The organism is Flavobacterium coralii (assembly GCF_019891545.1).
Taxonomy (GTDB): Bacteria; Bacteroidota; Bacteroidia; order Flavobacteriales; family Flavobacteriaceae; genus Flavobacterium; species Flavobacterium coralii.
Genome location: NZ_JAHDIU010000004.1, coordinates 15,135 through 35,372, shown reverse-complemented (window position 1 = coordinate 35,372; position 20,238 = coordinate 15,135). Strand labels below are relative to the sequence as shown.

21 protein-coding genes and 1 tRNA gene are annotated in these 20,238 nt (G+C 40.3%); 14 read left to right on the top strand and 8 right to left on the bottom strand.

Annotated elements, in window-relative coordinates:
* The first annotated feature begins 58 nt into the window (after positions 1-58).
* From KJK34_RS07490 to KJK34_RS07450, 9 genes are all read left to right on the top strand, one after another.
* Entirely contained in the window at positions 59-1,444 is a 1,386-nt protein-coding gene (locus KJK34_RS07490; RefSeq protein WP_223053247.1) for a DUF1800 domain-containing protein, read from the top strand.
* A 2-nt stretch (positions 1,445-1,446) separates the two neighbouring features.
* Positions 1,447-2,616 carry a DUF1501 domain-containing protein gene (locus KJK34_RS07485; protein WP_223053246.1) on the top strand — a complete coding sequence of 390 codons (1,170 nt, stop codon included), beginning with the start codon at positions 1,447-1,449 and terminating at the stop codon, positions 2,614-2,616.
* Between the two features lie 82 nt (positions 2,617-2,698).
* Positions 2,699-3,601, top strand: a complete 903-nt coding sequence (locus KJK34_RS07480) for an EamA family transporter (RefSeq protein WP_223053245.1) — start codon at positions 2,699-2,701, stop codon at positions 3,599-3,601.
* A gap of 22 nt (positions 3,602-3,623) precedes the next feature.
* Positions 3,624-3,977: a DoxX family protein gene (locus KJK34_RS07475; RefSeq protein ID WP_223053244.1), complete on the top strand. Its 354-nt coding sequence runs from the start codon at positions 3,624-3,626 to the stop codon at positions 3,975-3,977.
* Between the two features lie 209 nt (positions 3,978-4,186).
* Positions 4,187-4,462 (top strand): TIGR03643 family protein, encoded by a 276-nt coding sequence (locus KJK34_RS07470; protein WP_438839204.1) that lies wholly within the window; start codon positions 4,187-4,189, stop codon positions 4,460-4,462.
* Between the two features lie 73 nt (positions 4,463-4,535).
* Positions 4,536-5,927 (top strand): alpha/beta hydrolase family protein, encoded by a 1,392-nt coding sequence (locus tag KJK34_RS07465; protein WP_223053243.1) that lies wholly within the window; start codon positions 4,536-4,538, stop codon positions 5,925-5,927.
* An 88-nt stretch (positions 5,928-6,015) separates the two neighbouring features.
* Positions 6,016-7,845: a M61 family metallopeptidase gene (locus KJK34_RS07460; RefSeq protein ID WP_223053242.1), complete on the top strand. Its 1,830-nt coding sequence runs from the start codon at positions 6,016-6,018 to the stop codon at positions 7,843-7,845.
* Between the two features lie 63 nt (positions 7,846-7,908).
* The gene (locus KJK34_RS07455; protein WP_223053241.1) at positions 7,909-8,196 is read left to right on the top strand and encodes a hypothetical protein; all 288 of its coding nucleotides are present in this window, start codon (positions 7,909-7,911) and stop codon (positions 8,194-8,196) included.
* Positions 8,197-8,291: 95 nt separating this feature from the next.
* Positions 8,292-9,020 carry a DUF4369 domain-containing protein gene (locus KJK34_RS07450; RefSeq protein WP_223053240.1) on the top strand — a complete coding sequence of 243 codons (729 nt, stop codon included), beginning with the start codon at positions 8,292-8,294 and terminating at the stop codon, positions 9,018-9,020.
* A 28-nt stretch (positions 9,021-9,048) separates the two neighbouring features.
* Here KJK34_RS07450 and KJK34_RS07445 read toward each other — a convergent pair whose 3' ends face one another.
* Together KJK34_RS07445 and htpG are read right to left on the bottom strand one after the other, a co-directional pair.
* Entirely contained in the window at positions 9,049-9,561 is a 513-nt protein-coding gene (locus KJK34_RS07445; protein WP_223053239.1) for a PsbP-related protein, read from the bottom strand.
* Positions 9,562-9,649: 88 nt separating this feature from the next.
* Entirely contained in the window at positions 9,650-11,536 is a 1,887-nt protein-coding gene (htpG, locus tag KJK34_RS07440; RefSeq protein ID WP_223053238.1) for a molecular chaperone HtpG, read from the bottom strand.
* A 345-nt stretch (positions 11,537-11,881) separates the two neighbouring features.
* Between htpG and KJK34_RS07435 the strand changes: the two genes are divergently transcribed.
* Together KJK34_RS07435 and KJK34_RS07430 are read left to right on the top strand one after the other, a co-directional pair.
* Positions 11,882-12,331, top strand: a complete 450-nt coding sequence (locus KJK34_RS07435; RefSeq protein ID WP_223053237.1) for a lipocalin family protein — start codon at positions 11,882-11,884, stop codon at positions 12,329-12,331.
* Between the two features lie 35 nt (positions 12,332-12,366).
* Positions 12,367-13,062, top strand: a complete 696-nt coding sequence (locus tag KJK34_RS07430; protein WP_223053236.1) for a YiaD family glycine zipper/OmpA-like lipoprotein — start codon at positions 12,367-12,369, stop codon at positions 13,060-13,062.
* Positions 13,063-13,130: 68 nt separating this feature from the next.
* Here KJK34_RS07430 and KJK34_RS07425 read toward each other — a convergent pair whose 3' ends face one another.
* Entirely contained in the window at positions 13,131-13,748 is a 618-nt protein-coding gene (locus KJK34_RS07425) for a hypothetical protein (RefSeq protein WP_223053235.1), read from the bottom strand.
* A 300-nt stretch (positions 13,749-14,048) separates the two neighbouring features.
* On the opposite strand from KJK34_RS07425, the gene KJK34_RS07420 reads away from it, so the two are divergent.
* Positions 14,049-15,008 carry an ABC transporter ATP-binding protein gene (locus KJK34_RS07420; protein WP_223053584.1) on the top strand — a complete coding sequence of 320 codons (960 nt, stop codon included), beginning with the start codon at positions 14,049-14,051 and terminating at the stop codon, positions 15,006-15,008.
* Here the strand turns inward: KJK34_RS07420 and KJK34_RS07415 are convergent.
* Positions 15,005-15,256 carry an energy transducer TonB gene (locus KJK34_RS07415; RefSeq protein WP_223053234.1) on the bottom strand — a complete coding sequence of 84 codons (252 nt, stop codon included), beginning with the start codon at positions 15,254-15,256 and terminating at the stop codon, positions 15,005-15,007. The two genes, KJK34_RS07420 and KJK34_RS07415, sit on opposite strands and share 4 nt — an antisense overlap.
* Positions 15,257-15,560: 304 nt before the next feature.
* On the opposite strand from KJK34_RS07415, the gene KJK34_RS07410 reads away from it, so the two are divergent.
* Positions 15,561-16,574 carry a 3-oxoacyl-ACP synthase III family protein gene (locus tag KJK34_RS07410; protein WP_223053233.1) on the top strand — a complete coding sequence of 338 codons (1,014 nt, stop codon included), beginning with the start codon at positions 15,561-15,563 and terminating at the stop codon, positions 16,572-16,574.
* Between the two features lie 526 nt (positions 16,575-17,100).
* Positions 17,101-17,616 (top strand): L,D-transpeptidase family protein, encoded by a 516-nt coding sequence (locus KJK34_RS07405; RefSeq protein WP_236937610.1) that lies wholly within the window; start codon positions 17,101-17,103, stop codon positions 17,614-17,616.
* Here KJK34_RS07405 and KJK34_RS07400 read toward each other — a convergent pair.
* The 4 genes from KJK34_RS07400 to bshB1 form a co-directional block, all read right to left on the bottom strand.
* On the bottom strand, positions 17,613-18,587 hold the full coding sequence (locus KJK34_RS07400) for a hypothetical protein (protein WP_223053232.1): 975 nt from the start codon (positions 18,585-18,587) through the stop codon (positions 17,613-17,615). The two genes, KJK34_RS07405 and KJK34_RS07400, sit on opposite strands and share 4 nt — an antisense overlap.
* A gap of 69 nt (positions 18,588-18,656) precedes the next feature.
* Positions 18,657-19,151 (bottom strand): DUF4468 domain-containing protein, encoded by a 495-nt coding sequence (locus KJK34_RS07395; protein ID WP_223053231.1) that lies wholly within the window; start codon positions 19,149-19,151, stop codon positions 18,657-18,659.
* A gap of 196 nt (positions 19,152-19,347) precedes the next feature.
* Positions 19,348-19,423, bottom strand: a tRNA-His gene (locus KJK34_RS07390).
* A gap of 64 nt (positions 19,424-19,487) precedes the next feature.
* Positions 19,488-20,204, bottom strand: coding sequence for a bacillithiol biosynthesis deacetylase BshB1 (gene bshB1, locus KJK34_RS07385; RefSeq protein ID WP_223053230.1), 717 nt, complete (start codon positions 20,202-20,204; stop codon positions 19,488-19,490).
* Positions 20,205-20,238: the final 34 nt, after the last annotated feature.

Below are 20,238 nucleotides of genomic sequence, written 5' to 3'. Positions count from 1 at the left end.
CTATCGGCGTTTAAAAAAGTCTTACCTGTAAAACTTACATCCTTTAAAAAATGCCGGTATGGATAAAAATGTATTATGGTCGTTACGACTGGGATTTTCGGGCAGGCAGGCCACTGCAATAAAAAAGCTGGGAGCAGAGAGGTTTCTGGAACAGTCGTTCAAGCAAAAGCCGGGCAGCAGCCTGCCGCATTTTCTGGAAGACGAGCCTAAAACCATTGAAGATATAAAAGCAAAGCGGCAGTTAATGCATAAAGACAGGCAGCTTGGCAGGGAGATGAGGCAAGAGGACAGCAAGGTATTTTTTGCCCTGAAAGCCTGGTGGATATCCAAAATGGAGGAGGACGAGTATCCGCTTCGCGAAAAAATGGCGTTGTTCTGGCACAACCACTTTGTCGCCACCAGAGATAAAGTAAAAAATAACTACTGGCTTTACGAATACAACCGCCTTTTCAGGGAAAATGCCTTTGGCAATTTTAAAGACATTACCAAAAAAGTGCTGCGTTCTAATGCAATGGTGGTTTATCTTGATAATACCAAAAACACAGCAAAAGGCTTTAATGAAAACCTGAGCCGAGAGCTTTTAGAACTGTTTACACTGGGCGAGGGGAATTATACTGAACATGACATAAAAGAAGGAGCTAAAGGCCTTGCTGGTTTAGCCCCGGCAGATAATGGCGCGGTATATGTACCCCGAAACGAGTTTGATGGCACTTTTGAATATTTTGGCGAGAGAGGCGCTTTTAAAAGCGATGAAATGGTGGATATTATCTTCCGGCAGCCCAATGCTCCTTACCATATAACCCGTAAGCTTTTGCAATGGTTTATTTATGATAACCCGCCCGATGCATTGGTAAAGAAATATGGTGATTACCTTCGCAAGGAGAATTATGAGATAAAGCCGTTCCTTAAAAAACTGGTGACCGAAGAATTTAATAAACCAACCGAAGGTTCTAAAATAAAAGATCCGCTTACCTATATGTTGCACCTGCTGGATGAGCTTAATATAAAAGGGCAGAACCACAAGCTTACGGCTTTGTTTATAAGGCAGCAGGGTATGGACCTGTTTAACCAGCCGAATGTTAAGGGCTGGAAAGGGGGCAGCTATTGGCTAACTGCACAACTTTACGTTCAGCGGAACAGGGTGGCTGATATGTTTTGCAACGGCAGGAACTTCAGCAAAAATATGCTGCGGTCTGTAGGTGATAAGGATGATGAACATACTGAAGGGTTTGCGGTAAAGATAAACTGGCAGCATAGCGGCACTAACAAAGATGTTATAAACGCTTTACAGCAAAGAGTCTTAACCTATGCTGATGGCAGCCTTCAGCCAAATTTCGAAGAAATGCTGGTATATGATTTTAAGCCCCAGTCACCGGGTGCCGACAATGCCGTTATGAGACTTTTTAATTACATGGTTAAAACCCCCGAATTTCAAATTATATAGCTATGAACAGGAGAAACTTTTTTAAGATAACAGCTACCTGCACCGGGGGGCTGGTGGTACTGCCTGATTTCTTATATAAATATGCAGTGCAGCAAAATGGCTTTAAGCCCGTTAATTGCCTTGTTTTTGTACAACTGCTTGGCGGTAATGACGGGCTAAACACGTTTATACCCTATAAGAACGAACTGTATTACAAGTACAGGCCTGTTGTTGCAATTAATAAGAAAGAAGTAATAAGCGGCAGTAACGAAATGGGGTTTCACCCGGCATTAAGGGGCTTTGCCGATATACAGCAACAGGGCAACCTTACCGTTATACAAAATGTGGGCTACCCAGAACCGAACCGTTCACACTTCCGGAGCCAGGAAATATGGGAAACAGCTTCGTCCTCTAATGAATTTTTAAGCCACGGCTGGCTGGGGCGTTTTTTAGACCAGCATTATAAAGAACATCACCCGGTGGGTGGCGTTAATATAGATAATATAGATACCCTTGCCCTGAAAGGGGAGGAGCCGAACAGCCTGACTATGAATAACCTTAACTTTAATACAAAAGAGGTGGTTGGCGGTTCAGGTAAATTATCCGAAAATCCGCAGCTTGATTTTGTAAGGAGGATTGCAGCTTCTGCCATTGACGGTTCTGAAGAGCTGGACAGGGCTTATAAGAAGGCTCCGCCACAGGAAGTTTCTTATCCGCAGTCTAAGCTTGCCAAAAATCTGGAATGGATAGCAAGGCTTATAAAAGGCGATCTGAATACAAGTGTTTACTATACATCTTTAAGTGGCTTTGATACCCACAGCAGGCAGTTATCTGAACATGCTTCAAGACTATCCGACCTTAATGATGCTGTTTATGCCTTTTACAAAGACATTAAAGCAGCAGGTAAGCTGGATGAGGTTACCATTGTTGTCTTCTCCGAGTTTGGCAGGAGGGTACAGGACAACGGCAGCGGCACCGATCATGGTACTGCGGCACCAATGTTTGTGATTGGGGGCAGGAACAAAGGGACAAATATTGGGAATAACCCAAACCTTACTGATTTTGATTCTAACGGAGACCTTATGCACGAAACAGATTTCAGGAGTGTGTATGCCTCGCTGCTCCAGGATAAATTCAGCTTTAACCCAAAATTGATCGGTATTAGCAATGCGCCTGTAGCAGGCATCTTCTAAAAGTGCCTGCTAATTTAACCTTGCCTGCTTTCAGCTTTAAGTGTATTATCCTATCTTTGCCCGCTTTTTTAAATGGGTAAACATGTCGCAAACAAATATACTTAAAGGTGTTTTTCTGGTAGGGCTGGGCGCAACGAGCTATGGTATGCTTGCTACTTTTGTAAAGCTTGCTTATGGCGAGGGCTACACTACTGCCGAGGTAACGTCATCTCAGTTTATACTGGGGCTGCTGGGGCTGCTGTTAATAAACGCTTTTACTAAAACCCGCAAAAAAGGCGCGGTAATAAAGGCTACTCAGAAAGACATAATGCAGCTTATGGTTGCCGGTACATCTTTGGGGCTTACGAGTATTTTTTACTATCTCGCTGTTAAATACATACCCGTATCTATAGGTATCGTAATGCTTATGCAAACGGTTTGGATGGGCGTAGTGCTGGAAGGTATCCTTAGCCGCACCTTTCCGTCAGGGCGCAAGGTAGTTGCAGCAGTTATTGTGCTTGTGGGTACAGCGCTTGCTACCAATCTTGTAGAGAGCAGCACCTTCCCCGACTGGCGTGGTATTATGTGGGGGCTGTTGGCTGCGGCATCTTTTACCACCACTATGTTTACTTCTAACCGTGTGGCGGTACATCTGTCAAGCGCACAGCGAAGCCTGTATATGCTTATGGGTGGGGCGGTAATTGTATTTTCTTTTGCAGCCTATACATGGACAGGCAGCTTTAATACCGATATTTTTTTAAAATGGGGTATTTTGCTGTCGCTTTTCGGGACAATTATACCGCCTATGCTTATGAATGCGGGTTTTCCGCACACCGGGCTGGGGCTTGGCAGTATAGTATCATCGTTAGAGCTTCCTGTATCGGTAATGATGGCCTTCATAATATTAGATGAAAAGGTAACAGCTATACAATGGGGTGGTATCGTGCTTATTATTGCTGCAATAATTATCATGAACATCCGCTCCCGCAAAGGGCAAAATGCGTAACTTTGGGTAAAACCGATTGCTTATGCCGTTACCCTGGCACTTATATTTAATGGGCGCACTGTACATACTGGCAGGACTTAACCACTTCAGGAAGCCCAAAATGTATGAACGGATTATACCTCCGGCATTGCCTGCCCCGAAAGCGCTTAACCTTATAAGTGGCGCGGCAGAAGTGATATTAGGACTTTTACTTATGCTGCCACAATTCAGCATTATAGCCGCATGGGGCATAATAGCTTTGCTTATTGCGGTATTTCCGGCTAATATATACATGGCAATGAACAAAAAGGCGGGTTTTGGTTTGCCCTTGTGGGTTTTATACCTGCGCCTGCCGTTACAATTGGTGCTTATCTACTGGGCATGGTGCTATACCTGAAGTTTTTACATTCCTTAAAACATAAAGGCTTAGCTCACTACAGTTGCCCGGATTTAGAAAAATCTTAAAGCAGGGCTAGTTTCAATGTATGATTTTTAAAAAATCTGTAAAAATTAAATTTAGGGTCGGCATCTATTAATTTTTTTAGTAATATTGATAATACAAATCTTAAACATTTAAAACTATTACATGATTTAATTTTTCATCTGATGAAAAAGAACCGTACAGAACTGGACAAAGAGGCGATAGAAAGGATAGTAACGCTGGCTCAGGAGGAAAGGAAACCTTTTGAGGAAATAAAAAAGGAATTTGGTTTATCTGAAAAGGATGTAACGGAAATTATGCGCAAGAGGCTATCCACGGACACTTTTGAACTGTGGAAGAAAAAAGTGGCAGGCAGGAAACCAAAGCCGAAACCACAAAGCTTTAATGCATTTGAAGACGATGATTTAGACGAAAAGTATTATATTAATAAGAAGTTTTAGTAGCAGCTCCCGCACGGGAGCTTTTTTTATGCCGGTTAGTTTTAAGTATATTTGGTAACTAAAACCACTATACATGAAAAAGCAAATCCTATTTTTTCTTCTTTTCTTTACGGTTGCAGCCTTCGCACAGGATGTTACGGGTAACTGGTACGGACTCCTTAAATTTCCGGGCGGGCAGCTAAGGCTTACACTGCATGTAAATAAAGCACAGGATGGCTATACCGCAACGTTAGACAGCCCCGACCAGGGTGCGGAAGGTATTCCGGTAAGCAAAATAGCTTTTACAGATAATATACTTACATTTACCATACCTGCCATTAAAGCAGAATATAAAGGCACTTATGCTAATAATGCCATAACAGGAACTTTTACCCAAAATAATTTCCCCATGCCGCTAAACCTCGGCAGGAAAGAAGTTAAGACAGAAGCTCCGAAACGGCCGCAGGAACCTGCAAAGCCGTATCCTTACCATGCAGAGGAGGTAACTTTCACCAACGCTAAGCACGGCGTAACCCTTGCCGGTACGCTAACGCTGCCACAACAAAAGGGCAACTTTCCTGCTGTAGTGCTTATAAGCGGTAGCGGGCCTCAGGACCGTAATGAAGAACTGCTTGGGCACAAGCCTTTTTTAGTTCTTGCTGATTATTTAACCCGTAACGGTGTAGCCGTGCTGCGGTATGATGATAGGGGGACAGGCGCATCCGGCGGTAAGTTTGCAGGTGCAACCACCGAAGATTTTGCAGCCGATGCCGCAGCAGCATTGGCTTATTTGCAGTCGAGGCCCGAGATCAATAAGAAGAAAACCGGCCTTATAGGGCACAGCGAAGGCGGTATTATAGCCCCTATGGTAGCAAATACTAATAAAGATACAGGATTCATAGTACTTTTGGCAGGCACTGCCATACCGGGAGATGAACTTATGCTGCTGCAAAACTACCTTATCAACAAAGCTGCCGGTATGCCCGAAGCAGAGCTTACCAAACTGGGTGGCATTAACCGTAAGATATATGATGCGATTAAGCAGGAAACAGATACTAATGTTTTAAAAGCAAAACTTAACGAGATTTTTAATAAAGAACTCAAGCCACTTTTTATTTCTAAAGGCATTCCTGAAAGCCAGGTGGCACAATATATAGAAATGCAAGTGGCTGAGCTTACCTCGCCGTGGTATGTAAATTTTATACGTTATAACCCTGCGCCTGCTTTAGAAAAGGTGCAATGCCCTATACTGGCAATAAACGGCAGTAACGATTTACAGGTGGCTCCTGTAGCTAACCTTGACGCAATAAAGCGTATTGCGGCAAAAAGCGGGAATAAAGATGTAACGGTAAAAGAACTGCCGGGGCTTAACCACCTTTTCCAGGAAAGTGCTACGGGACTTCCTGCCGAGTATGGCGAGATAGAGCAAACAATAGCCCCTGCTGCCCTGAATGAAATTTTGCAGTGGATTAAAAAGCGCGTTTAATAATTTCTTCAATTATTTTTTTGAAAAATTTTAATATGCTGTAACAAAACAGGATTTCATTCTACATATAGGCATTAAAAACTGTAAAATGAAGCATTTTATTTATTCGCTTGCTGTAGCGCTTACTGTTGCCGGACAGGCAATGGCACAGGATAACGTTAAGGTTAACGTAGATCTTAAAAATGTAACGGATGATAAGGTTAGCGTAACTGTAACCGCACCTAAGATAAAAGAAAAGACCATAACCTATTTTATTCCTAAAATTGTACCGGGAACTTATTCGGTAGATAACTACGGTTCTTTTGTTGAAGGCTTCAAGGCTTACGATAAAAAAGGTAAGGAACTGACCGTTACCAAAGCAGACGAAAACTCATGGAAAATTGAAAATGCGGATAAACTTGTAAAAGTGTCATATTTGGTAAATGATACCTATGATACCGAAGGTACAGGCAAGCACGAAATTTTTTCACCTTCTGGAACTAATATAGCTGCTAACGAAAATTTTGTGATTAACACACATGGTTTTGTGGGGTATTTTGATGGCAAAGGTGAGATGCCATATGAACTTACGGTTATACACCCTGCTACACTATGGGGAGCAACCTCTATGACAGATACTGACGAAAGTTCTGAAAAAGATGTGTTTACAGTATCACGTTACCCTGAGCTGGTTGACCACCCGATAATGTACTCTAAGCCTGACTATACTACATTTACTGTAGATGGTATGGATATCCTGATAAGTGTGTATTCGCCTACCGGGGCAGTAACCGCTAAAGCAATAACTCCTGAAATGGAAGTGATGATGCGTGCCCAGAAAAAATTCTTAGGCCCGATAAACAGCACAAAGAAATATGCTATACTGCTTTACCTGTCTGATGTTATGGGTAACGATGCAAAAGGTTTTGGTGCGTTAGAGCACACAACCTCTACCACAGTTGTTATGCCTGAGGCAATGCCGATGGACCAATTGCTTTCTACACTAAAAGATGTGGTTTCGCATGAATTTTTCCATATTGTAACACCTCTAAGTGTACACTCTAAAGAAATACATTTCTTCAATTATAACACTCCGAAAATGTCAGAACACCTTTGGATGTATGAAGGTGTCACCGAATATTTTGCAAACCTTTTCCAGGTAAACCAGGGGCTTATTTCTGAAGAAGAATTCTTTACAAGGATATCAGATAAGATAAACCAGTCGAGGCAGTTTGACGATACTATGAATTTTACCAAGATGAGTAAGAACATCTTGGAGCAGCCTTATAAAGATTCTTATTATAATGTATATCTGAAAGGCGCGCTTATAGCTATGTGTATTGATATCGAGATGCGCGAAGCAAGCAACGGGCAGCGTGGTATACTTAGCCTTATGCGCGACCTGAGCAAGGAGTACGGAAGCGAAAAACCATTTAATGATGATGAACTTTTTGCAAGGATAACAGCGCTGACTTATCCGCAGGTTGGTGAATTTTTAAAAACATATGTAGCCGGAGATACCCCGATACCGTATGAAAATTACTTCGCAAAAATGGGTGTTACACAGGCTGTCATTCAAAAACCCGGCAACCCATTCCTTAAAAATCAGCAGATTCCGTATGTAACTGTTGATGCTAACGGAAATATTATTATCTTGCCAAATATTGAAGATAACGCTTTTATGACTAATTTGGGGCTTAAAGGCGGCGATGCAATACTGTCGGTAAACGGTACTGCTTATACTGTAGAAAATATTTACGACCTTATAATGGCGAGTATGGCCTGGGAAGAAGGCGAGCCAATTACCCTTACTATTAAGCGTGATGGTAAAGAGCAGGAAATTAAGGGCAATGTAAAACTACCTGTAGAGGAAGTTGAAGGATATAAAGCAACACATGAGGCTAAGTCGGCTTTAAGGCAGGCATGGCTTAAAGGATAAAGAAATAATAAGGCTGTGCTTTATCACAGCCTTATACTACACAACAACCAAAACCTTACGAGTATGAAAAAAGTTTTAGTATTGTTTATGCTTGGCTTTAGTGCAATTGCAATGGCCGGTACCAAAGAGAGAGAAAAAGCTCCTGTAAAAGCTGCTTCGCTTGCTTTTATACCAATTCATGAAGAAGGAAACGGGAACACCAAAAATGATACGCTGCAATCTAAAAAGAAAGAGGCGCCGCTTGCAACGCAGCTTAGCGGAGAAGGTGCGCGTTTTGACCTGAGCGTTTATATTGTAGATTTTATAAATCGCAGTAATATTAAAATTGCCAAGCGTATATTAAAAGATTAAATGAAGCTGCCGTATGGCAGCTTTTTTTATACGGCCCTGCCCAATGCAATATAATTTTCTTTACTTTGCACGGATTTAATTTTGTGTGACCTTTTATGAAAAAATATATTGTTGCGTTTGCTGCGCTTTTAGTATTTGTTGCTTGTAATGAAGCCGACCATGGCGATACCAATCTGCACATTAAAGGCAATATAAAAGGATTAAAGCAGGGTAAGCTTTACATTCAGCAGCTAAGGGATACTGCGTTGATTGTAATGGACAGCATTATAATTAACGGAAAGTCTGAATTTGAAAGCCACCTTAAACTGGAGTCGCCCGAAATGCTTTACTTGTTTTTAGACAGGGGGCAAACCAACTCTGTTGATAACAACCTGCCGTTTTTTGCCGAGCCCGGTGAAATGACTATAGAAACAACTAATGATGAGTTCTTTGCAAAAGCTAAGGTTACAGGCTCTGAAAATCATAAAATTTATGAGGACTTCCTGAAAATGAAGAGCCGCTTTACAGGTACTAACCTAGAGCTTATCACAAAAAATATGGAAGCTGCCAAGAGCAATGACGCCACACGCTTAGACAGTATAGCTGACGCGATGGAAAAGCTTACCAAGCGAAGGTACCTTTTTACAGCCAACTTTGCACTAACCAATGCCAACTATGAAGTAGGGCCTTACTTGGCACTTTCTGAAATATATGATGCCAATGTTATTTACCTTGACACCATACAAAAGAAGATGACACCCGAGGTTTCTAAATCATATTATGGTAAAATGCTTACAGATTACGTTAAAGAACGTAAAAAAGAAGCCGCAACACCTGTAGAGTAGCATTATATTTATTTATGGATATTAGCTGTTAGTCGTTCAGCTTTATAGTTTCAGCTACTCTCCTGAAAAGCGGTTCCAGTTCGTCAAAGTTCTGTTCAACCGCACCCATCGTAAACCTGTAAAGCTTTTTGTTCTTTACAGTAAAAAATATAATGCTTTTGTTTACAAGTGCACCTGCCTGATTTGTATGGTAATAATATTTAAACAGGTGCCCATTTATAATAATATCATCAACTTCCTGAATTTCATAACCTGCGTTACGAAATGTTTCTAAATCATCTTTGTATAATTCTTCGAGGCTGAAATAACCTGCTTCATAAGATTCAATCATTATTGTCCCATCCTTTACAAAATGCTTATTATAACGAGGCCCGGTTACAAGCATAACCATTCCATCACCTTTCGGTTTTTCAATTACCCATTTTTTAGGTACTCCTATTTCAAAGCCATCTGTTGGGTGTACATACGTCTTTAACTTTTGTGCATAACAGCCTGTAGTGATAAACAGTAAAGCAATCAGTAAGCGTAGTGTATGGAGCATGATGTAATTTTTCAGTTTTTCAAATATATATAAAAAAACCTGCAGCTCTCACTGCAGGTCTATTATCTTAAATCTATAATCGAAATACTTATTTAATCAGCTCAAAGCTGCGCTTTACAAATGCAGTAAGCTCTTCACCTTTAAGCAGATTCTGGCTAAGTTTGGCAAGGTCTAATGCCTGTTTAACCAGTGCTTCCTGTTGTGTTTTATCTTCACTGTTCAGTATCGTTCCTGTAAGCTCATGATTGGTGTTTACAATTAGGTTATACATTTCAGGGAAATTACCCATACCAAACATACCTCCGCCACCGGTTTTGCTCATATCTTTCATACGGCGCATAAACTCAGGCTGGGTAATACGGAAAGGTGCTGCATGGCTGTCCATAGCTTCAAGCTGAACGGTATAATTTGCTTTAGGAATTATTTCTTCTAAAACACCTTTAAGTTTGTCCTTCTCCTCATCAGAAAGTTTAGATATCTGCGCGTCTTCTTTCTTTATCAGGTTATCAATATGGTCAGAATCTACACGGGTAAACGTCAGGTTCTCATTATCTGCCTCCAGCTTTTGTATCAGGTGCGAAACAATCGGCGAATCTAAAAGCAATATTTCATAGCCTTTTTCTTCTGCCTCAGCTATGTAGCTGTGCTGTGCATCTTTATCACTTGCATAAAGCAGTATAAGCTTACCGTCTTTATCGGTTTGCTTATCCTTCAGGTTTTCCTTAAGTTCATCAAGTGTATAGTACTTGTCCTTTACTGTTGGATATAATGAGAATGCACCTGCCTTTTCATAAAACTTAGGCTCGCTTAGCATACCATATTCAAGCACAATTTTAATATCATTCCATTTCTTCTCGAAATCCTCCCGGTTTTCACTGAATAATGATTTTAGCTTATCGGCTACCTTTCGGGTAATGTAGTTGCTTATTTTCTTTACATTACCATCAGCCTGCAGGTAAGAGCGCGACACGTTCAGCGGAATATCAGGGCTGTCTATCACACCGCGCAGCATAGTAAGGAACTCAGGTACTATGCCTTCTACATTATCAGTAACAAAAACCTGGTTTTGGTACAATTGTATTTTATCTTTCTGAACCTGCAGGTCAGCAGATAGTTTAGGGAAATACAATATACCCGTAAGGTTAAACGGATAATCTACATTAAGGTGTATATTGAAAAGTGGCTCGTCAAACTGCATAGGGTACAGTTCGTGGTAAAAAGCCTTATAATCTTCATCATTAAGGTCGGTAGGCTGCTTTGTCCATGCAGGGTTAGGGTTGTTTATTATGTTGTCAACCTCAATTGTTTCAGGTTTGTAATCATCTCCTGCATCTTCAGGCTTAGGAAGTGTTTCTGTTTTAGTGCCAAATTTAATAGGCACCGGCATAAACTTGTTGTATTTTTTAAGGAGTTCACTTATGCGGTGCTTTTCAAGAAACTCTGTGCTGTCTTCTGCAATATGCAGTATAATTTCGGTACCGCGTTCCTGTTTGTCTGCCGCTTCAAGCGTAAATTCAGGGCTACCGTCGCATACCCAGTGTACAGCAGGCTCATCTTTATACGATTTAGTGATTATCTCTACTTTTTCGGCTACCATGAAGGCTGAATAAAAACCAAGTCCGAAGTGGCCTATAATACCTGAATCTTTGGCAGAGTCTTTATATTTTTCCAAAAACTCCTCCGCACCCGAAAAAGCAACTTCATTAATGTATTTCTCAACTTCTTCTCCGGTCATACCTATACCCTGGTCAATGATATGGATTTTTTTATTCTCCTTATCAACCTTAACTTCAATAATAGGGTTACCATATTCTACTTTTGCTTCGCCTATGCTGGTTAAATGTTTCAGCTTTAGCGTTGCATCGGTAGCATTAGATACAAGTTCACGCAAAAAGATTTCGTGATCGCTGTAAAGAAATTTTTTAATTAAGGGGAATATGTTTTCTACAGAAACATTAATTTTTCCTGTTGCCATGTTATAAGTAATTTATTGTTCTGCCTGTTGTCTTTCAAATAAAATACCATCTTTACAGAAGTGACAAATTGACATTTTATAAAAGATATAAACGCAACTCTCGCCTCTAATTGTTAAAGAAATATCGTTTTAAGAAAAGATTAGTACTGCCGCAAGAGCTATACCGCTGTATTATAAATACCTTTAAATAAAATATTTTAGCCATTGTGGCTGATTATCAGCACTGCCAATATTAAAATATTTCCTGTTAAAAAATAATGTGCACTGTTGTATATTAGGTTATTATCTTAGTAACTTTATTCCTGATTTTGCATGCAGTTATAAACATTAAACCTTGAATAACCTATGAAAAAATTTCTTATCCTTTCTTTATTTGTAGCCGTATTGGCATCGTGCGGTTCTATAGACCACAAATCTCAGGTGGGCATTAAAGGCAACTGGACAATTACCCAGGTTAGTTATCCGGGCTCGGAGTACATAAAGGTAAACTCTTTTGACATTGCCGACTCTAAATGCCTTGAAGGCAGTTCGTGGAACTTTGTTTCCAACAACAATACCGGTACTATGAACATTGCTAAGGCCGGATGCCCTTCTTTCAGCAGCCCGATTGTGTGGACAGTAACCAAAGAAGGCGATTTCACACTTAAAATTACCGAAGGTGAAAAAGCAAAGCGTGTGGCACAGGGTTATTATCTTAAGCTCAGGAACCAGAGTGAGAGCTCTTTCCAGCTTGTGGATAATGTAAATGTGGGCGGTAACAATGTAGAGGTTGTTTACCAGTTCCAGAAAATGTAAATCAGTAAAACAGAAAATAATAATAATTGACAGGTATGAAAACAACAAAAATTTATTTACTGGCACTGGCTTTTATAGTGAGCATCGGTATCAGTTCGTGCGAAGCAGTTAAAAATACTAACAATACACAAAGGGGCGTAGGTATAGGTGCTGCCTCAGGCGCTGTAATTGGTGGCGTTATAGGTAATAACGTAGGTAAAGGCGGTAATACTGCACTAGGTGCCATTATCGGCGGTGTAGTAGGTGGTACTGTAGGTGGTGTTATCGGTAACAGGATGGACAAGCAGGCCCAAAAGATAGATGAGGCTTTACCGGGTGCAGAAGTTGAAAGGGTAGGCGAGGGTATCAAACTTACACTTGGCGAAAACTCTGTAAGGTTTGATACTAACAAATCGTCACTAACGCCTACAGCAAAGGCAAACCTTGATAAGCTTGTAAATGTATTTAAAGAATATCCGGACACTAACATTATGATATTCGGCTATACTGACAGCACAGGCCCGGAAGATTATAACTTAAGGCTTAGTGAGCAAAGGGCACAATCTGTAAAAGATTACCTGAGCAGTAAAGGTATTAGTGCTTCAAGGTTCAGTACTATTGGTAAAGGTATCGCAGATCCTGTTGCCACAAATGAAACAGCTGAGGGCAGGAGCCAGAACAGGCGAGTAGAGTTTGCCATTACTGCAAACGAGCAAATGATACAGGATGCACAAAAAGAAGCAAAACAATAATTATTCAATATCAGATAAAACAAAACGGCAGCCATTGGCTGCCGTTTTGTTTTAATCTTAATTTGGTTTTAGTCCCAATCAGGTGCATTCTTGTTTCTCCCGAAATAATATGTTAATCCGAAAGAAGCATTAAAAATAGTACCCATAAATGCATTATTGCTTGGTTTTCCTTTCGGGTATGTTCCGTCAAAATCATAGTGCTGAGAAAAGTTCATTATGAAAGAAAGGTCTAACATAAGTGCAAAATCTTCACTAAGATATAGCTGAGGTGTTACACCAACAATAACATTACCAATATTATCTGTACCGCTACTGTTTATAGACTTTAATGAAGAATAACCTAGCCCGCCATGTGCCAGCATGTTAAAATAGTTGTTGGTAGCATAAGGTATTGCCAGTGTCCTGCCCAGGTTATGAACAGCCTGTACCGAATACCTTGAATAGTCTGTACCCAGTTCAGGGTTGCTTCCTGTCCTGAATTTGTCCTGGCCGTAGTCAAACTTAATCCCCCAGCTTTCATCAACCATATAGCGGAAACCGACATCAAAGTGCCCAAATTGTGTAATACCGGGACTTCCGGACATTCCTAACCCAAATCCTGCTTCAATCGAATATTGGTCAAATTTTCGTTGCGCAGAAACTGAAAAAGAAATAAATAGCAAAAATAAAGTAATCTTTCTTACCATAAACAGCGTATTTAAATTTGTGTAAAGATATTATTATGTGGTATTTAATCAATAAAAAATTTTAAAAAATTAACAGTTTGTAATTTTGTTTTCCTACATAATTTAAAACCATCTGTCTCATTTTTACGTAAATAACTTCAAAATGGTTTCAGTATTAATGAAAACATTTTATGATGTGTGTTTTATTTATTGGTTAGGTTGACGGTAGGTGCGGCCATTAAGCCGCACCTTACTTTTTTAATAGAGTATTAGGCTTTAAAGCCTGTAAATTGAATATTTTTGCAGCGTAATAAAATTGTTATGCTTGCTGTACAAAACATATCTTTCGGCTATACCGAGAACACCATACTCCATAATATATCTTTTACTGCTAAAAAAGGCCAGAATATCGCTGTTATAGGTGAAAGCGGATGTGGTAAAAGCACATTGCTGAAACTGGTTTACGGACTTTATGACCTTGATAGCGGCACTATAACATATAAAAATGAGCCTGTGCTCGGGCCGGCGAATAACCTGATACCCGGTATGCCTTATATGAAATACCTGGCGCAGGATTTCGACCTTATGCCTTATATAACCGCGGCTGAGAATGTGGGCAAGTTTCTTTCGAATTTTTATCCTGAAGAGAAACAACAACGCATCAAGGAATTGTTACAGATAGTGGAAATGGATGGTTTTGCCGATGTTAAGGCACAATACCTTAGCGGCGGACAGCAACAGCGCATTGCTTTGGCAAGGGTGCTGGCGCTGGAGCCGGAAGTGCTTTTGCTGGATGAGCCTTTCAGTCATATTGATAACTTCAGGAAGAATGCACTGCGCCGTAATCTTTTTGCTTACCTGAAGCAAAAAGGGATTATATGCATTGTAGCCACGCATGACAGCACCGATGCACTTTCTTTTGCAGATGAAACCATCGTGCTTAAAAACGGCAGGTTGATCGATAAAGCAGCGCCCAAAGATATTTACTACAATCCTAAAGATAAATATACCGCCTCTTTGTTTGGAGAGGTAAACGAAATTAAGCTGGAACTGTTAACGCTCACAAACAAAAGTGATGAAACCGTACTGATATACCCGCACCAGCTAAAAATTACAGAAGGCGGACCGCTTAAAGTTGTTGTTAAGCAAAGCTACTTTAAAGGCAGCAGGTACCTTATAAAATCGGCTCTGGGCAGGCAGGTTATATTCTTTGAACATTACACAGCATTACCTGTAGATAAAGAAGTAAGCCTTGCGGTTGACAGGAATGCTTTTGGTTAATTGATTGTGATAGGGTAAATGAACGTGGCCCTTACGGGTTTTCCAAACTGAAAGCCCGGAGTCCATTTGCCGCTTGATGCTATAATTTTTATAATTTTTTTATTGGTTTTCTCATCAAGGCCTTCAATAATTTTAATTCCGGTTATACTGCCATCTTTCTCAACAGTAAATGATATCTTCATTTTTCCTCTTTGTGCAGGGCGATGGTTTTTCATTTTTCGGGCTACGTATGCATAAAATTCTTTCATACCTCCCGGGGGTTCGGGCATAGAATTAACTCCGGACTTTAAAAGTCTTTTATTTACTGAAGTTGAATCTTTTACTTCTATTAATGTACTCGTAGAATCTGAAACCGTTTCCTGTGCTTTTAAACCAGGCTAAATGCTAAAGTAAAGAATAAGCTATATAATGCTTTTGTCATTTTTTTTTTCTGTAAAAATAAGTGAATTTAGTAAATAGTGTTTTTTTATTTTTGCTAAAATGGTAGTAGATAACAGTATCTAAATTACATAATTGCTAATTTTGCAGTTCAATTATTTAAAATAAGAATAGATGTATAATTCGAAAATATCCGGGCTTGGTTATTACGTTCCCGAAAATGTTGTTACGAATAACGACCTGTCTAAGATGATGGATACCAATGATGAGTGGATACAGGAGCGTACCGGGATAAAAGAAAGAAGGCACGTAGTTAAAGGCGATGGCGATACTACCACAACTATGGGGGTAAAAGCCGCAAAGGTAGCCATAGAACGTTCAGGGCTGGGTATTGAGGATATCGATTTTATAGTATTTGCAACACTGAGCCCTGATTATTACTTTCCGGGGCCGGGTGTACTGGTACAGCGTGATTTGGGCATGAAACGTACTGTTGGGGCGCTTGATGTGCGCAACCAGTGTTCGGGTTTTATATATGCGCTATCAGTAGCCGACCAGTTTATTAAAACCGGGATGTATAAAAACATCCTGATAATAGGTTCTGAACTTCACTCAACCGGGCTTGACATGACCACACGCGGTCGTGCTGTATCGGTTATATTTGGTGACGGTGCAGGAGCCGCTGTTTTAAGCAGGGAAGAAGATAATACTAAAGGCATACTTTCTACCCACCTGCATAGCGAAGGGCAACATGCCGAAGAACTTTCGCTTATAGCGCCGGGCATGGGTAAGCGTTGGGTTACTGATATAATTGCCGATAATAACCCTGACGATGAAAGCTATTATCCGTACATGAACGGCCAGTTTGTATTTAAAAATGCCGTTGTGCGCTTTAGTGAGGTAATTATGGAAGGATTAAAAGCAAATAACCTACAAGTGAGCGATATCGATATGCTTATACCGCATCAGGCTAACCTGCGTATTTCACAGTTTATTCAGCAAAAGTTTGGGCTTACGGATGATCAGGTATATAATAATATCATGAAGTATGGTAATACCACGGCTGCATCTGTGCCTATTGCGCTTACCGAGGCATGGGAGCAGGGCAGGATAAAAGAAGGTGATACCGTAGTGCTTGCAGCTTTTGGCAGCGGGTTTACCTGGGGCAGTGCTATTATTAGGTGGTAAAAAAGTAGTTATTTATAATATTGGGGTTGTATCAAAAGTCTTTTGCCAGCATTTTGTCATTCCGACGATAGGAGGAATCTTGAAACATCAATTATTTAAGATTCTTCACTTCGCTACGCTTCGTTCAGAATGACACTTTTGAGACAGCCCTTTTTTATATGACGAATAGAGCCAGGCACGCCACCAGGATAACTAATGAAAATATGTATTTAAAGAGTTGTTCTCTATAATCCTCTTTTTTAGCACGGGTTAACAACAGATATAGTTTTGCTACTACAAGTAACAAAAATACTATTATAGCACCAAGCATGTAATTATCATGCAGTTTGGGCGTGCCCCACTTATAAGTAATAAAAGAACCGATAAAATATATCGCCAATAACCAGTTTACAGCATTCTTCATCTCAACGTAATTTAAGGATGCAAATGTATGGGTCAGGTAGGTATGAAGAGTGCGGTTTTTACGCAATTAACTTTTATAATGTGAAGTTGTTTTTTTGTACTTTCACTAAAAGTAAATTAATTAATGATACGCAAAATGCTTTGGCTTTTACTATTGCTCTTTGCTCTGACAGTAGTTTATTACTTCCTCCCTGAGAAAAGGCTGCCTGAAGGAAGCACTATAAATAAGCTGGTTGTATATAAAAGCAAACGAAAAATGTATGCGTATGATGGCAATGCGTTACTAAAGGTATATACTATTTCACTTGGCAAAAATTCCATAGGGCATAAGCAGTACGAAGGCGACTGCCGTACACCTGAAGGTGTTTATACGATAAACGACCGTAACCCGAATAGCGCCTATCATAAAAACTTAGGCATATCATATCCTAACGAGGCCGACAAGAAAAATGCAGCGATGCTGGGAAAACCTCCCGGCGGCGATATAAAGATTCACGGGCTGCGTAACGGCAGGGGTTATATATCTAAATTTCACAGGTGGAAAAACTGGACAGCAGGCTGTATAGCAGTTACCAACACTGAAATAGATGAACTGTATAAAGCAGTGGTGCCGGGCGCTGAAATTGAAATCAATCCTTAGTTTTGAGTTTCTTTAAATTCGTGATAGTCGGCACCGGGCGATGGGCTATTATACGCTCTGTAGTAAATGTATTTGGCATTGAAATCCAGTGCGGGATATAAATTTCTTACTTCACGCTTTATATCTTCAAACTCCATAGTAAGTATTTTTTTGTCCGCAAGGGGAACAGGAGTTACATAGCTGAACATAGGGAACATGCCTTCTGTGTTTACTACAGGTTTTAAATCTACTATCTGCGGATTACTTCTCACCCCACTTACAACCTGCGGAAATTTATACTGGCTGCTAACCCTGTTCTGCCATTCTTTTTGGTAATACTGCATTTTATCTATATTCTCATATACCATCATCTTTCCGGCAGGCTCAAGGCAACTCATGGCAATATCAGAGTAGAACAAGGCATCTATAAGATAACCCTCTTTTTCTTTTTGTTTGGCAAGCTCGAAATATTCGCTGGCATTTTTACCGAATTGCCCAAGAACGCCCACATTAACATGATCTACTTTCCATTGGTTGTCATGCAGTTCATATATTACCGTCACCAAATAATCTCCTATGCCCATGTAAGAAGTCTTCAGTAAGGCTACATAGGTTTCTTTGGTGTTGTTTTTAAAAGTGAAAGTATAATCACCATCTTCAGATTCAAGCTTAGCATAACTGTTTGTATTGCTGTGCTTGTTATAGTATTGTTTGTAAATCTTGTATTCGGTATTCAGTACACCTTTACGGAATGCCCATACTGAACTTTCTATGCGGCTGCGGAGGAACTTTACAAAATCAGGTGAGCCTAAAGCTTTAAAAGATTGCAGGTCGCTGTTGCTCATTGCGGCAAGCAGGCTGTCGTTTTTACGGCTTATCAGTTCCTGCAGCTTCGGGTCAATTTCATTATCGGTAAAGGTTTCGGTTCCGTTGCAGCTCTGTAAAAGCAGCACCATAACTAAAGCCTTGCATAAAGTTATAAGTTTGTTCATTAGTGTTTGGTTTATTGGTAGGCAATTATACCAATTTTAAACTAACACTGCAAACACAAATGAGATGATTTATCTGGAGGCTACACCGGATGCCATATATTTCTGGAGGTCCTCTATCATAAGTGTTACGCCATTGTTCATTAACTCATAAAACCGCTCATCGCCCTTCCATCCCGCGGGATATGATTCGGCAGGGAAAGATACTCCGCCCGGTTCTGTATAAATGAAATTATGGAACATGTATGTATATTTACCTTCATCCAGCTTAATCCTGCATTCATGGTACATTGTGCCTTCGTCATTAAATTCAGGCATCCTGAAAAAGCCTCTTACAACAAGGGCTTTATCGGTTTCATCCTGTACTACTTCTCCCGAAAAATAATGCGCCCTCAGCCATTCTGCTGCTTTTTCTGCCATAAGATCCTGCTTAACAGAATCTAATTTGATTTCGCCTTTATAGGCAATAAGCTTGTCCGCATTTACGGGGAGTTTGTGCTGTGCATTTGCTGTAATGGTAGTGAGCATCAGTATTAATGCTATCGTAATGTAGTTTAACTTTTTCATATCAATTCGGTTTTTGGGTTCGCTTCATTTTTGATATATATCAAAATTACGCACACCCAGACAGACCGGACAGTAGTTTAACATTACCTAAAGTTAATCAAAGTTAAAACTTGGGTATATGCTTTGCAGAATGAGGAAAGTAAGATTTTAAGGAAGTATAAATAAAAAAAGCCGGAACATCAGTTCCGGCTTTTAAGGGTGAATGATGGGTCTCGAACCCACGACCTTCGGAACCACAATCCGACGCTCTAACCAACTGAGCTACAATCACCATTTATTTTGCGAGTGCAAATATAAGCCCGAATTTGCTTTTCTGCAAGCAAAAAGCCAACTTTTTTATATCAAATCGCTTAAAGTGTTCACTGCCACATACCTTTCTACGGTAAAGCCTTCGCCATATTCGGTATTTATAAGCCTTCCTAAATCCTGTGCACGGTAAAGTATGCTTTCTTTAAAGTTTTTGGTGGCTATTGGCGTTACAGGTTCTTTGCTGTCGGGGTCATAAAATTGCGACTTATATGCCATTAAAGACGCTACTTTTTTATCCATAAAGCTTGTAACATCCACAACAAAATCAGGGATAAGGTTTTTCCATTGTATGTAGTGGTACACCAGCTTTGGCCTCCAAGCTTCTTGAGGCTCGTCTTCAAAAGATGTCTCAATCTTTCTTAACCCAGAAAGGAAACAGGCATCAGAAACCAGTTTGCTGCCCTTGCCGTGGTCTATATGCCTGTCGTCAACAGCGTTGCATACCACAATATCAGGCCTGTACCTGCGAATCATTTTTATAACTTCAAGCTGGTGCTTTTCATCATTGGTGAAAAAACCGTCGCGAAACCTCAGGTTCTCCCTTACTTCCACACCAAGTATCCTGCCGGCTTCGGCAGCCTCTTCATCACGAATTTCTGCAGTGCCGCGTGTGCCCAGCTCGCCACGGGTTAAATCTATAATCCCGACTTTTTTGCCGAGCGAAATTTCTTTGGCTATCGTGGCGCCGCAGCTTAATTCTGCATCATCAGGGTGCGAGCCAAAAACAAGTATATCTAGTTTCATGTTATCTGTTTAAAGATGTAAAGGTACAAAAACA